General features: G+C 51.8%; 16 protein-coding genes. 2 read left to right on the forward strand and 14 right to left on the reverse strand.

The window, feature by feature from the left end; all coding sequences use genetic code 11:
* Positions 1–33 precede the first annotated feature (33 nt).
* Positions 34–156, reverse strand: a complete 123-nt coding sequence (locus tag Q354_RS28845) for a hypothetical protein (protein ID WP_281174711.1) — start codon at positions 154–156, stop codon at positions 34–36.
* A 252-nt stretch (positions 157–408) separates the two neighbouring features.
* On the opposite strand from Q354_RS28845, the gene Q354_RS0104955 reads away from it, so the two are divergent.
* The gene (locus Q354_RS0104955; RefSeq protein WP_027856646.1) at positions 409–600 is read left to right on the forward strand and encodes a hypothetical protein; all 192 of its coding nucleotides are present in this window, start codon (positions 409–411) and stop codon (positions 598–600) included.
* A gap of 87 nt (positions 601–687) precedes the next feature.
* Here Q354_RS0104955 and Q354_RS0104960 read toward each other — a convergent pair whose 3' ends face one another.
* The 12 genes from Q354_RS0104960 to Q354_RS24675 all read right to left on the reverse strand — a co-directional run bounded on the left by Q354_RS0104960 (position 688) and on the right by Q354_RS24675 (position 12,287).
* Entirely contained in the window at positions 688–2,412 is a 1,725-nt protein-coding gene (locus Q354_RS0104960; RefSeq protein WP_051559906.1) for an ATP-binding SpoIIE family protein phosphatase, read from the reverse strand.
* Positions 2,413–2,414: 2 nt separating this feature from the next.
* Complete coding sequence (locus tag Q354_RS0104965; RefSeq protein ID WP_027856648.1) at positions 2,415–2,723, reverse strand: STAS domain-containing protein; 309 nt, start codon at positions 2,721–2,723, stop codon at positions 2,415–2,417.
* Positions 2,724–2,739: 16 nt separating this feature from the next.
* Positions 2,740–3,933 carry a methyl-accepting chemotaxis protein gene (locus Q354_RS24660; RefSeq protein ID WP_051559907.1) on the reverse strand — a complete coding sequence of 398 codons (1,194 nt, stop codon included), beginning with the start codon at positions 3,931–3,933 and terminating at the stop codon, positions 2,740–2,742.
* Positions 3,934–3,956: 23 nt separating this feature from the next.
* Positions 3,957–5,006: a protein-glutamate methylesterase/protein-glutamine glutaminase gene (locus tag Q354_RS0104975; protein WP_027856649.1), complete on the reverse strand. Its 1,050-nt coding sequence runs from the start codon at positions 5,004–5,006 to the stop codon at positions 3,957–3,959.
* 19 nt (positions 5,007–5,025) lie between these two features.
* Positions 5,026–5,652, reverse strand: a complete 627-nt coding sequence (gene cheD, locus Q354_RS0104980; RefSeq protein WP_027856650.1) for a chemoreceptor glutamine deamidase CheD — start codon at positions 5,650–5,652, stop codon at positions 5,026–5,028.
* Positions 5,653–5,662: 10 nt separating this feature from the next.
* Positions 5,663–6,490: a CheR family methyltransferase gene (locus Q354_RS0104985; RefSeq protein ID WP_322786134.1), complete on the reverse strand. Its 828-nt coding sequence runs from the start codon at positions 6,488–6,490 to the stop codon at positions 5,663–5,665.
* Positions 6,491–6,553: 63 nt separating this feature from the next.
* Positions 6,554–7,723: a methyl-accepting chemotaxis protein gene (locus Q354_RS28650; RefSeq protein ID WP_051559908.1), complete on the reverse strand. Its 1,170-nt coding sequence runs from the start codon at positions 7,721–7,723 to the stop codon at positions 6,554–6,556.
* The gene (locus Q354_RS28525; protein ID WP_051559909.1) at positions 7,674–8,858 is read right to left on the reverse strand and encodes a PAS domain S-box protein; all 1,185 of its coding nucleotides are present in this window, start codon (positions 8,856–8,858) and stop codon (positions 7,674–7,676) included. Before Q354_RS28525 ends, Q354_RS28650 begins: the two co-directional genes overlap by 50 nt.
* Positions 8,859–8,912: 54 nt before the next feature.
* Positions 8,913–9,434, reverse strand: a complete 522-nt coding sequence (locus Q354_RS0104995) for a chemotaxis protein CheW (protein ID WP_084332482.1) — start codon at positions 9,432–9,434, stop codon at positions 8,913–8,915.
* The gene (locus Q354_RS24670; protein ID WP_051559910.1) at positions 9,431–11,605 is read right to left on the reverse strand and encodes a chemotaxis protein CheA; all 2,175 of its coding nucleotides are present in this window, start codon (positions 11,603–11,605) and stop codon (positions 9,431–9,433) included. Before Q354_RS24670 ends, Q354_RS0104995 begins: the two co-directional genes overlap by 4 nt.
* Before the next feature lie 6 nt (positions 11,606–11,611).
* The gene (locus Q354_RS0105005) at positions 11,612–11,974 is read right to left on the reverse strand and encodes a response regulator (RefSeq protein ID WP_027856653.1); all 363 of its coding nucleotides are present in this window, start codon (positions 11,972–11,974) and stop codon (positions 11,612–11,614) included.
* A gap of 25 nt (positions 11,975–11,999) precedes the next feature.
* The gene (locus Q354_RS24675) at positions 12,000–12,287 is read right to left on the reverse strand and encodes an STAS domain-containing protein (protein ID WP_051559911.1); all 288 of its coding nucleotides are present in this window, start codon (positions 12,285–12,287) and stop codon (positions 12,000–12,002) included.
* Between the two features lie 457 nt (positions 12,288–12,744).
* On the opposite strand from Q354_RS24675, the gene Q354_RS0105015 reads away from it, so the two are divergent.
* Positions 12,745–13,002 carry a hypothetical protein gene (locus tag Q354_RS0105015; RefSeq protein WP_027856654.1) on the forward strand — a complete coding sequence of 86 codons (258 nt, stop codon included), beginning with the start codon at positions 12,745–12,747 and terminating at the stop codon, positions 13,000–13,002.
* A 139-nt stretch (positions 13,003–13,141) separates the two neighbouring features.
* Here Q354_RS0105015 and Q354_RS0105020 read toward each other — a convergent pair whose 3' ends face one another.
* A complete protein-coding gene (locus Q354_RS0105020) occupies positions 13,142–13,612 on the reverse strand; it encodes an FKBP-type peptidyl-prolyl cis-trans isomerase (RefSeq protein ID WP_027856655.1) in 471 nt (156 codons plus the stop codon).

Consider the following 13,612-nt stretch of genomic DNA (forward strand, 5'->3'; position numbering starts at 1 on the left):
CGCAGGCAAAGCTGAAACTACCCTGGCATCAGATTACTTAGGCTGGTCTTCCTGGATCAGCTTCTTAATTTTAAAGAAGCCCCACACCATTGCAGCAGTCATACCGGCAACGCCCAACAGACTAGGCCACAGAGTTTCAAACAGATAAGGATCCATCAGTAGCACCTCACTCCAGATTCAGGGGATCAATCGATGAGTTGAGGTTAACGCTGTTTACATTAGCGTAAATTGATATAGCTCAATATTTACCCGACAGCGATCTGAAACTGCCAGTGACCATTGATCCGGATCAATTTTCGCCCAGCGTCAAGCCGACTGATTCCACAATGCGGGCTTGATAATGAACTTGCAAATCCGGGTAGCGTGAACCATAAATAATTGAGCACTCCCTAAAGAAAGGAAGACCCGATGGCCCTTAAGATGCAAACCTGGACTAAAGAACAGGTCGTAAAGATGAATGAGGAGGGTTTCCTGATCGATCTGCTGGATACCCTGAAAATTTCGCCTGAGATCCGCGAGGACGATGACGCCATCGAGCTGATGAAGAGTAAACTGGAATCGATAGAAGCACGCATAAACGCCAGACTGGATTCCAAATAAGCACCGGACCGAAGCTGCGCCTGTCGGCAGACAGGCGCAGTTTGCACTTACATTAGTGGGGCTGGAGTGCAGCGCCTAAACCGCCTGTCAGCTATTACTCCAGGCAAAGCTGACATCGACCCTGGAGCCTTCTTCGCTGTAGGAGATGGATTCGCACATCTCCATCAGCAGCTTTATTCCCCTGCCGCTGAGTCCGTCATCCGGAATCTTGTCGGCGGCGATAGCCTCCAGCCAGGCCTGATGGTCAAAGCCCTTTCCGGAATCCTGCATACAGATCATCAGGCGGCCACCATTATCGATCGGCGCATGCGAGACCCGTATCTTCACATAACCGTCGGAAAGGTTTTCCAGCCTTGACTCCCGCGCCTGGAAATATTCGGCAAAGCCTTCAGGTGAGCTTTTCAGGCTGGAGTCCAGTCCCAGCACACCATGGTCCAGCGCATTCACAAACAGCTCGGTGACTACGGTAAACAGATGTTGCCAGTGCTCCCCCGGCCCCTCCAGCTCCTGCAACTGTCCCAGCAGCAAAGGAACCGGATTCACCCGTTTCAGGGAGCCGCCCCGCAACACAATGCTCCACTTCCAGTGCTCATCTTCACTGACCTTCTCGATCGAGTTCTGGCCGACCTGTTCAAATGACTGGGGCGGAGCCTGCACGTAGCCCGGCACTTCGATCAGCGAAACATCGTCATCCTGGGTCCGGCCTGCCATAAAGGCACCAACAGAGAAGACCACCTGATCCATCAGGTTGCCGTGCTTCATCCCTTTATTGGCCGCCATCAACAAGCGCTCTTCACCAAACATCTCGCCTTTAGGCGAGCGTGCTTCGTGAACGCCATCACTCATCAACAGGATCCGGTCTTCAGGATTTACCTGCACATTCTCCACCGGCGTCAGATCCAGCTCGGACAAGATCCCCAGTGGCGGATCAGCAGAGGGAATCACCTTTTTCAGTTCTTTGCTTCTGCCATCCATCAGCAGAATCTCCGGCATACCGCAGTTCCAGATCCGGGCATGGCCGGATGAAACATCCAGAGTGACAAAGGAAGCCGCCAGAAACATACCGGACGGCAGTAAGCCATGTAACTTGCGATTGATCTGCAACAGGATCTCTTCGCCGCTATACCCCTTACGGGTCATCGCACGGAAGGTTTCAGACAGAGGCAAGGCACCGATAACAGACGTGAGTCCGTGCCCGGTGAAATCCCCCAGCAAAACGTTGAGGTCGCCATTGGGCCGGAAAGCCGTCAGCTGCACATCGCCACTAAACGTGGCTGCGGGTCTTTTATAGATACGGACTTTACTGTCAGCAACGTTACCGCTCTCGATTGCGTTACTGAACAGCTGCTCTGCGATATCTTCTTCCCGCTCCCTGAGGCTGTTCAGCCCCCGGACTTCGTTGTAAAGATTGCCGATACGGCGCAGGGCTTTGATTTTTGCGTTTAGCGTGGAGGGAGAGAAAGGTCGCTGGAAGAAATCGTCGCCACCGGCATCGATACAGCGCTTAACAATTTCTTCATCTTCCGAACTGGTCACGAAGATGACCGGCACGAAATTATCACCGGCATGACTCTTAATCTGTCGGGTCGCTTCGATACCATCCAGCACCGGCATCTGTACATCCATTAACACCAGTTCGGGTGCAAGCTCCCGGAACTGGTTCACCCCGGATTCGCCATTCTCAGCTGTGATCACCTCAAATCCCTGAATGCGAAGCATAGCCTCGAGCGTCATTCGGTTTGAAAGTGAATCATCGACGATCAGCGCCAGAGGAAGCTTACCGGTCTCCTGAACAGTCACCGCTGAGACCATGCTTAGTCCTCTATATCAATAAAGCGGCCAAATTTAGCAATATCCAGAATCTTACGTACCGCTTCGTTTGGCTTGCGAAGTACAACTTCACCACCAATTTTTTCCGCATGTTCTTTCAGCAACAGAATCATCCCCAGTGCAGAGCTGTCCATATACTGGGCCTTACTCAGATCAACAGTAAAACGGGCACCTGCCTGATCGACTCCACGGTAACTGTCCCTGAACCCCTGGTGTAGCGAGTAATCGAAGCGATCACTTACAACTATATTTACAGAGCGACCATCACTTGCAACGCTACTTGTAATCGGCATACAACGTTCCCCTTACTCAGAACAATTCTATCTCGCCTTCATCCATATCCTGCTGAGATACAGTGCGGCTCTGGTTAACTTCCATTGCGCGGCTGCGCCTTTCCCGACAACACTCTTTCAACTGTCCAAGCTGTTCTTCTATATCGGCACTACTGGTACAGCGTTCCAAACGCATAAGCTCTGAAATATCGCTCAGCGTCGCTGTATGCAGTCTTACCGAATCCAGAGCCTGGGATGAAATATCCTCAAACTGCAGCGAACGCACAGCGTCACCGACAGCAGAATCAATCTGGTGTTCGATATCACTCATTCCCTGAATTCTGTCTCCGAGGAAATTGTTCATATCGGCAACATAATCAAGCATTTCACCAACACGTTCTTTGGTTTCAATGGTGTCGCTCATATCCGCAGAGGCCATCCGCCCCACATTATCGCGTAACTGAGCAATCGATTCCTTGGCACCATTAATACTTTCACGGATCTGATTATTAAGTTCAGCCGAGTTGATAGAAAGTGAGCGTACCTCATCAGCCACCACAGCGAAACCTCTTCCGGCTTCCCCGGCCCTCGCGGCTTCAATACTCGCATTCAGCGCCAGCAGGTTAGTTTGCCCGGCGAGGGATTCAACGTTTTCGATCAGCTGAAAAATACCATCAAGCTTCTCAACCATGTCATCGATATTGTGCACGGTTTCCAGGCTCTGCTTGGAAACATTCACCATTACATCGACGAACTGTTCGAGAATGCCGCTGGTTTCGCGGACAAACTCCTGAATGCTGATACTATTTTCACCACTGTTGTTCTGAGTGGTATCGATCACTTCCTGTATCAGCGCACCCTGAGTCTCCGACAGCTGATTGACCGTCTGAAAACTACCGCCCATCACCTTTACGGCATCGGCAATCAGCGCTTTGACCCGTTCGACTTCCTGATGAATGAACTGCACTTCATGATTAATCGTGGCCACGACTTCAGTACTGCTGTCCATCAGGGCATATTCAATCCCCCTGGAAGACGGGCTGGCCGGGGTTGATACCATGTCCGGGGACGGCTGCTGAGACTCGCGGCCAGCCATAAACAGTCCCGCGATTATCAGCGAAGCCAGCGCAGCTACAATAACGATATAGGCTGGCCACTCAAACAGTGTTGCTGCAATGATAATGACAGAAGCAGCAATGACGATTCCGCCGGTTACCGTTCGATTGATCACATCATTCTCCTCAACTCTCAGGACTACTTGCTAATTTGATCCATAATCACTGACGCGATTCGGCTTAATGGTTTTACCTGCACAGCGGCATTCATTTTCACAGCACTTCCCGGCATACCCCAGACCAGGCTGCTTTGCTCATCCTGAGCGACGGTATAAGCACCGGCCTTACGTAATGCCAACATACCTGCGGCACCGTCATTACCCATCCCGGTTAACAGCACTGCGGTGACATTGCGGGGCTGACACTGCAACAGCGAATCAAACATCTTATCTACCGCCGGGCGATGGCGGTTTACGGGCTCATCGTCACTCAGCCTGCAACGATAACCACCACTTTCAGCAACAATCTCAAGATGTTTGTTGCCGGGTGCTATATAGGCACAGCCCGGTTCGAGCTTCTGACCGCTTTGCGCTTCACAGACCGACAGGGCGCAAACGGTATTCAGACGGTTAGCAAAGCGGCCACTGAAGGATTCAGGGATATGCTGGGTAATGACGATCGGCGGGACTTCACGGGGCAGTTCAATCAGGACATCACGTATCGCTTCGGTGCCACCTGTCGAAGCACCGATTGCGATAATACCCGAGCTGTTTATACGACCGCTGGCATTGACCAGAGTTGCCGGCTTGCGGGTACGTTTCATCGCCTGCAGGCGTTGCAGTGCTGCACGTGAGCTGGCCGCGGCCTTGACCTTGGTGATCAGGTCCTGGGCAAAACGCTCCAGGCCCTTTGCGAGATCGCTGCGAGGCTTGGCGATGAAATCGACCGCTCCAAGCTCCAGCGCCTCAAGGGTGATGTCGGCTCCTTCTGTCGTCAGTGTCGATAACATCACCACCGGCATTGGCCGAAGACGCATCAGGTTGCGCAGAAAGGTTACGCCATCCATCTCCGGCATCTCGACATCCAGCGTCAGTACATCCGGATTAAGCTGCTTTATTTTTTCACGCGCGATTAACGGATTTTCAGCTGTGCCAACAACTTCAATCTCGCTATCGCGGCTTAATATCTCACTGACAACCTTTCTGACGACAACAGAATCATCTACAACTAGAACCTTTACCTTGGCCATAACGCTCTCACCCTTATATTCAGAACAGCTCTACATCACTCTGATCCAGTGACTTATCAAGCTGCTTCTGATACTGCGTTTCCTCTTCGACAATCCTGCTGCGATCGAAGCGTTCCATTTTTTTAACTAACATCCGCCCTTCCCTGGGAATATACATGACTTTCCGCGGCCAGGGCCCACCTATATCTTCGGCCTCAATCTGAATTCTCTCAGTATTCAGAAAATCGACTACGAAATGGGCATTTTTAGCACCGATCTGTGAAGTGCCGTTAAGCATTTCACCGCCGCCGGTTATTTTGGCTCTGAGTCTCTCTCTTTTTCCACCAAATTTCAAAATAGAGTTAATTAACTCTTCCATGGCAAAAGTGCCATAACGGCTGGAGCCGGCAAGATCATCATGAACATGGCCCGGGCCAGAATCAGGTAAGATAAAATGATTCATCCCCCCCACACCAACAACTTCATCGATAATGCAGGCAGATATACAGGAGCCAAGCGTCGTGACTATAACTTCATCATTTCGCGTGACATAAAATTCACCGGGTGCAACTTTGACTGCATACTTTTTCTGATTACTTATCCAGAAACGCTTGTGGTGCTCAAATCCCGGTAACGCCGGTTTTGGTTGTTCCGTTGTATTTTGCACACATAATCCCTCATTTCACACGGCGATAGATAGTTTGTCCTATAAGCTGAAACCGATCCGTTAGCCGGTATGGGGACTCAGAATGCCCTACAAACAACAATCCATTGGGCGTCAAAAGGTCCGCCATACGATTCAATAACTTAGCCTGAGTAGGCTTGTCGAAATAGATCATCACATTACGGCAGAAGATAAAATCGAATGGCCCGCGCATCGGCCACTGCTGCATCAGGTTGAGCTGTTTAAACGAGATCATATCGCGTAATTCGCTCCTGACCCGAGCCTGCCCTGAATTATCGCCCTTCCCTTTCAGAAACCAGCTTCTCTTAACATGTTCGGGCAACATCTGTACACGCTCGAATGCATAAACACCCCGTTCCGCAGTATCCAGTACTTTCGAATCTATATCGGTTGCCAGAATGCGCATATCCCAGTTGCTGGTATCAACGGCTGCGCTTCGCAGGGTGATTGCAATACTGTAGGTTTCTTCGCCAACTGAACATCCAGCCGACCAGCACCGCAGGCGATGCTGTCCTGCCCTGTTCAACTCAGGGATCAGTTCATCCGCCAGGTAATCAAAATGGTGCTGCTCACGGAAGAAAGCGGTCAGGTTGGTGGTCATGGCATTAATGAACTGACCGAATTCAGCGTCATTGTGACCAAGAAACTCGAAATACTCCTTGAACGAGTTTAGCCCCAGTTCACGTAAGCGTTTGACCAACCGGTTATAGGCCATATCCTTTTTATGATCTGCCAGCTGAATACCGGCATGATCGTAAAGAATATTTCGCATGCGATCGAAATCGCTCTGAGTAAATGTGACTTCACGTTCAACTTTCAATGTCAAATCCCTTCAGCTCAGGAGGCTGCCCCGCAATCACGGGGACAGCCTTCAGTGATTACCTTAAAACTCTTCCCACTCCTGGTCACTCTCGTTGGCGGTCACAACCCTCTCTTTTCTGACCCGGCCACCGGACTTCGGTGCGGCCTTAGCCACCGCTGCTTTGGTATCCGGCATTTCAGATCCGAGGCGGAAGAAGTTCACCAGACGCTGCATCTGCTGAGCCTGCTCTTCCATCGATTCGGAAGCTGCGGCAACCTCTTCCACAAGAGCCGCGTTCTGCTGGGTACCCTCATCCATCTGCGATACGGCAGAGTTCACCTGTTCAATACCGCTGGCCTGTTCCTGGCTGGCATTGGCAATCTCGCCGATAATGTCAGACACCTTGTCCACGCCATCCATGATATTTTTCAGCGCTTTACCGGATTCGTCCACATAGCGCGCGCCCTCTTCTACCTTATCCACGCTATCGCCGATCAGGTCCTTGATCTCTTTCGCTGCGCTGGCACTACGCTGAGCCAGATTACGTACCTCAGAGGCGACAACCGCAAAGCCCCGTCCCTGCTCCCCCGCACGGGCCGCTTCCACCGCTGCGTTCAGTGCCAGCAGGTTAGTCTGGAAGGCGATCTCATCAATCACACCGATAATTTCGGCGATTCGGGTCGATGCCTGACTGATCTGCCCCATGGAGCTGACCACCTTGTCAGAAATTTCGCCACCCTCAACCGCCATACTCTTGGCGCTGACGGCCAGCTCTTTGGCATGCTGGGCGTTCTGCGCATTCTGCCTCACGGTACTGGTCATCTCTTCCATGCTGGCTGCCGTCTCTTCCAGACTGGCCGCCTGAGATTCCGTACGCTGGCTCAACGTGGCATTGCCGTGGGCAATTTCAGAAGCGCCGGTAGCGATAGATCCGCCGGAGTTACGGATCTCGCTGACCATCTCATACAACTTACTCAGGGTGTCGCTGATCGCCGTATTCAGATCGGCAAAGGCACCGTGATATTCACCTTTCATCTGCTCGCTGAGATCACCCTCAGACATCGCCGTCAGAACCCGCTTGGACTCCATGATCGGTTCGACCACGGCATCCAGCATCTGGTTAACGCCGGAGGCGATGTTTTTCATGAAGCCTTCATAGATCGCCACATCCAGTCGCTGCTCCAGATCGCCTCGGGATGCTTTACTGATTAGCTGTTCGATCTCGCGCTCGGCGACCAGCTGATCGGTCATATCTTCCCATTCGACCACGGTGCCCAGACGCTCGCCCTGCTCGCCGTGAACCGGATTCGCGACCAGATTGAAGGTGCGCCCCCCCCACCACAATCCGGCCATTGAATGTTTCTTTCAGGGCGGAGATCATGCGACGCTGGTGAGAAGGGTCTTTATGGAAGCTGTCGAAGTTAGCCCCCAGCAGTTTGCGGGTATCGAACTCAGGCAGGTCTTTGCGGATATCGGATTCCGCCTTGCGCATCATGTCGAGTACCGCTTCATTCATATAGATGATATAGCCTTCGGTGTCGGCCACCATCACATTGGAGTTCACGTTATCCAGCGCCTGCTTGATACGCAGCGAGCGGTTACCCTGCTCTTTCGCATCATTCACCTCGAAGCCCATGCGTACGGCAAGTGATTTTATCGCACGGCGTAGCTCGCCAAGCTCACCCGGCTGCACAACATCAATCGGGTGCAGATAGCGGCCTTCTCCAACCGTACGAATTTCTTCGACAATCGCTTTAAGAGGCTCCACCACTTTTTTCTGCTGATGGCTCATGGCTCCGAACAGCATGACAAAAAACGCCGCCAGCGGCCCAAGCGCGATCAGTGATTTATCCATCCCGGAGAAGAACAATGCACCACTGAGCACCACCATCACCACCACCGCGACCATTGCCACTTTAAACAGGCCAGAAGACAGGTCGGATGCGGCAATAGAGTTGGGAGACGGGATCGTTGCCTGATTGTTGTTCAGTTGTGCATACAGGCGCTCGGATTCCGCGATCTCTTCACGGCTTGGCGAAGTGCGGACCGACATATACTCAATCGGCTGGCCATTTTGATAGATCGGCGTAACGTTGGCCTTAACCCAGTAGTAGTTGCCATCCTTAGTGCGGTTTTTCACCAGCTTGGTCCATGGACGCCCCATCTGGAGTGTATCCCACAGATCCTTAAATGCTGCCTGAGGCATATCCGGATGACGCACCAGGTTATGATTACTGCCAACAAGCTCATCCTCACTGAAGCCACTTACTTCAACAAAAGCAGGGTTCGCGTAAGTGATGACGCCTTTCAGGTCGGTTTTGGTTACAAGTTCCTGACCTTCCTGTAGCCGAACTTCCTGGTCAGTTACCGGCATATTGATCTTCATCGATTCGTCTCCTTAGACAGCATGCTTCCATACCCGCATTTTTTCAGGCTGTGGTTAACCTCCGGCAGCGGCACCATCCACAGCCAGTTCACCGGAATTAAGTAGTTCATCAACATTCAGAATGACAATCATTTTTTCATCGATGGTGACCAGCCCTTCAAAGAAGTCAGAACTGATAGCCCCATGTACCGCCGGTGGCGGCAAAATTGCACTTTCAACGATGTTATAGGTTTCGGCAACGGCGTCGGCGACGACGCCCATAATGCGCTCACGATCGCCGCTTAATACCCGTAAGACCACGACGACTGTTGTAGCACCGTACTCTTTAGGTGCCAGGCCAAAGCGGATGCGCAGATCCACCACCGGAATAATCGCCCCACGTAAATTCAACACGCCTTTCAGATAATCCGGCGTATTGGGTAAAAAGGTGACCGGTCCCCACCCCCGGATCTCCTGCACCCGGAGTATATCGACGGCATATTCCTCTCCGGCCAGAATAAAGGTCAGACACTGACGCGTCTGCTCTCGCTGATCCTGATCGATAACAGTCTGTTCCAACGCACTGGTTACACTCATGCCACTTTCTCTTCGTGCTGATTGAATTGCTCGTTTCGACTGTGGACAGCATTCCGGGTCGCCTGATCAAGCCCCAGCTTTATCATTCCGGCCACATCCATGATTAGCGCGACACCACCATCTCCGAGAATGGTTGCCCCGGAGATACCATCGACCCGCTTAAAGTTACTCTCCAGACTCTTGATCACCACCTGCTGTTGTCCAAGCAGATCGTCAACCACCAGTCCGACTCTGGAGTCGCCGCTCTCCACGATTACCAGCAGGCCATCGTCAAGGTCGGCACTTTTGATCGGCAAGCCAAACAACTGACGGACATTGATCAGGGGAATATATTCATCCCGGAAATGATAGAGGGACTTATTCCCGGCAATCGCATTGAGGGATTCTGAGCGCAGCTGCATCGATTCAACAATCGAAACCAGCGGCATGATGTAGGTTTCACTGGCCACCTGCACCAGCTGGCCATCCAGAATAGCCAGTGTCAGCGGCAGGCTGACGGTAAAGGTTGAACCGCCACCGGTCTCGGACTTAACCGAGACATGACCGCCGACCGATTCAATATTACGTCGCACGACATCCATGCCCACGCCACGGCCGGACAGGTCGCTGACCTGATCTGCAGTAGAGAAGCCCGGCAGGAAGATCAGTTCGTGGCATTCCTGCTCACTCATCTGCTGATCGGCACTGATCAGCCCTTTCTCAATCGCCTTACCGCGGATTTTTTCACTGTTCAGACCCCGTCCGTCATCGACAATCTCGATGACGATATAGCCACCCTGATGATAGGCATTCAGTTGCACAATGCCGGTCTCAGCCTTACCTGCGGCAATACGTTCTTCAGGCGTTTCGAGACCGTGATCCAGCGAGTTCCGTACCAGATGCACCAGCGGATCGCCGATCTTTTCCATTACGGTCTTATCCAGCTCGGTCTGTTCACCCGAAAGCTGGAGTTCTACTTTCTTATTCAGCTTGTCGCTGACATCGTGCACCATTCGTGGGAAGCGGTTAAACACGAAACTGATCGGCAGCATGCGTATGCGCATAACCTCTTCCTGCAGGTCTCGGGTATTACGCTCCAGCTGGTTGAGTCCTTCGTAAAGCTTCTCAACCCCCGGATGATCTACATCTTCCATTTCAGAGCCGATCTGGCCCAGCATCGACTGGGTAATCACCAGCTCGCCGACCCGGTTAATCAGGGCATCAACCTTATCGATACCTACGCGGATTGAGCCAACTTCAGCACCCGCCGGTTTACGCGGCGCGCTGGCGGCCGGTTTCGCGGGTTTGGCCGGCGTCGGCTGGGCAGCTTCGGCGATGGCATTCGGGCTTGCAGCAACTGCTGCGCTGGCGGCCGGCTCTGCTGCTGCAGATTCAGCGCCGCTGGCGGCTTCGGCGTTGCTTTCACTGTTAACTGACTCTTCGGTGTCGGCTTCGACCTGATCCATCATAGGTATTACTACGAGTTCACAGTCATCCTCGACCCACTCGAATACCTCCCTGACATCCGCTTCAGCACAATCGCTGATCAGGGCCAGGTTCCAGTCCAGCAGGGTCAGTTCAGGTTCGAAATCTATATAGGCCGGCAGTCTGTCGACATTGACCTCGACACTGAGTGTGCCCAGGTCTTCCAGCCCCTGAAACATCAGCAGCGGGTCATTACCGGTTTGTAACATATCCTCGGCGGGCAAAAAGCTGATATGCCAGCCGATCTGCTTGCTACCGCCATCCTCTTCAGCGACCTCGGAGTCAGAAGTCACGGATTTGGCCGGGGAGTTATCGGAAGGCGCTTCGCCGGACAGTTCAGCCTGCAACTGCAGATGTACCTCCGCTACTTGCGGGTCACTGCACTCGACGCCGTCACGCGCCGCATCCAGCAGAAGCCGCATACAGTCAACAGAGGTCAGCAGCAGATTGGTCAGGCGCTGGCTATTGCCCCGCTGTCCGTTGCGCATCTCATCCAGCAGCGTTTCCACTACATGGGTGAAATCTGCGACGGCGGTAAAGCCAAAAGTGCCAGCCCCGCCTTTAATTGAATGGGCGGCCCGGAATATTGCGTTAATAACTTCGGGATCTGCCCCGTCCAGATCCAGCAGACTTGATTCCATCAGCTCCAGTCCTTCGGAGCTTTCCTCTAGAAAGGTGGGGATAAATTGGGACAGATCTATGCTCATAACGGGTTACCGAATCACGCGTTTAATAGTGGAGATCAGCTTTTCCGGGTTGAAAGGTTTAACCAGCCAGCCGGTTGCTCCGGCGGCTTTACCCTTCTGTTTCATATCGTTCGAACTTTCCGTTGTCAGCATCAAAACGGGGGTAAATTTGAAAGCCGGCAGCTTTCTGAGTTCGCTACAGAAGGTAATTCCATCCATAACCGGCATATTCACATCGGTTAACACCAGATCAAATTTACCTTGCTGCGCTTTACCTAGCGCTTCTTTGCCATCGCCAGCTTCGGCAACGTCAAATCCTTCCTGTTTCAGGGTAAACGTCACCATGTTCCGCAAAGAGGCGGAATCATCTACTACCAGAATTGAAGGCATATCGGGTCTCCACAGAAGTCCTGTTTCAAGTGTTGTCCGGTATTTGCAGAAGTTCAGTCAGGCCGATAATCCGGGCCGACCGGGAGAGAACATCAGAGACTGCGTGCCAGTGCACGCCATCGGGGAAGGACTGTCCATCTTTAAAAAGAACAGCTAACAGTTGCAATCCTGCAGTATCAACTCTCATGACCGAAGCTCCATCCAGCGTTAATGAGCTTTGGTTTTCTGCGAGTTTGCCCAAACGATCATACCAATCTGCGACATCGGCAATAGACAGTTCCATCGGCAATGGCAGCATTGAGTCTTCAGACATGTGCAGCTCCTTCTTCCTTAATGACCGGCGGTTGCAAACTCTAGGATGGAAGTATTAGCAAATTTTCCGGATCTGGCAAAAAACTAGAGAAATATTTCTACCCGACCCAGCCCGCCCCCATCCCAGAGCCATTCTGAGCACCATTTCTTACTATTTGAATACCAACCATCAAAATCCGTTGTTGATGCATCAAATATGACAGAATCAGTGGTACTCATACTAAGGAAAGCTATTCTAATTCCAAAAGCATCTAAACGACAGCCATTATTTTCCCCTTATATTTCAACACCTTACCAAAGTAGAACATTATTGCGCATTCTTTTTTCATTACCGCAGAAAAGCCTTTTAAAACAATAGGTTACTTAACCTATTAGAGAGCCGCTTCTTTGCAACTGATCGCTACTTAATTTAGAATAATCAAAGTGGTTATTTGATTATTCATTTGAGAATTTCAACAGTGCAAGAAAAAGAAATTAAGTTGTTATTCAAGGCGGGGGTATTCGAGTCCTGTCAGGCGATACCAATCTCTATGGCAAGAGGCTGGACTCTGAAGTTTGTCACAAAGCAACAGGATATGATAACGCTGGACCTTCAGCGTTCTAAACAGGAACGCGAGTTTAAGAGCCTGGATGGTGCGGCAGCGGTGGCACGCAGAATTGGCTTTGAGTGGCTGAATGTTCAGATTGGCGATCTGAAATGGCGGGAGAAAGTATGAGATCGGAACAGTGATTTGCGTCAGACACCGGCCGCAACTCGCACCTCTATCAGGATTTTCAGGGATGAAGGCAGGGGCAGACAGGCATGGATGCTGGAGATGAAAAGACATCTCCAGCTGGATTCACAATGAAGCGTTCTTACGGCAGTTCAACACGACCGTTCTGAATCTCTTCCGCTGTAGCCTCACGCACCTCTGCAATCTCAATATCGTAAACCAGCGATTCTCCGGCCAGCGGGTGATTGGCATCGATGGTGATTTTATCCGCTTCGATGGCAATAATCGTCGCCACACGGATATTTTCATCTTCATCCGCCATCTGGAACATCATACCGACTTCCAGCGCCTCACCATTATCGAACTGGGAACGTCCCAGATTCTGAACCAGATCCTCATCCCGTTCCCCGTATCCCTGCTCTGCCGACAACTCAATTTTCAGGCGATCACCGACAGTGTGGTCCGTCAGCGCAGCTTCCAGCGCCGGGATAATATTCTTGTGCCCGTGCAGGTAAGGCAGAGGCGCAGCGCCCTCAGTGCTATCCAGCGTTTCACCGGCAGCGTTCTGCAACAGATAGTTAAAGCTGACTACCTTGTTGTCACTAATTTTCAT

The sequence above is a fragment of the Marinobacterium jannaschii DSM 6295 genome, from assembly GCF_000620085.1.
GTDB classification, from domain to species: domain Bacteria; phylum Pseudomonadota; class Gammaproteobacteria; order Pseudomonadales; family Balneatricaceae; genus Pontibacterium; species Pontibacterium jannaschii.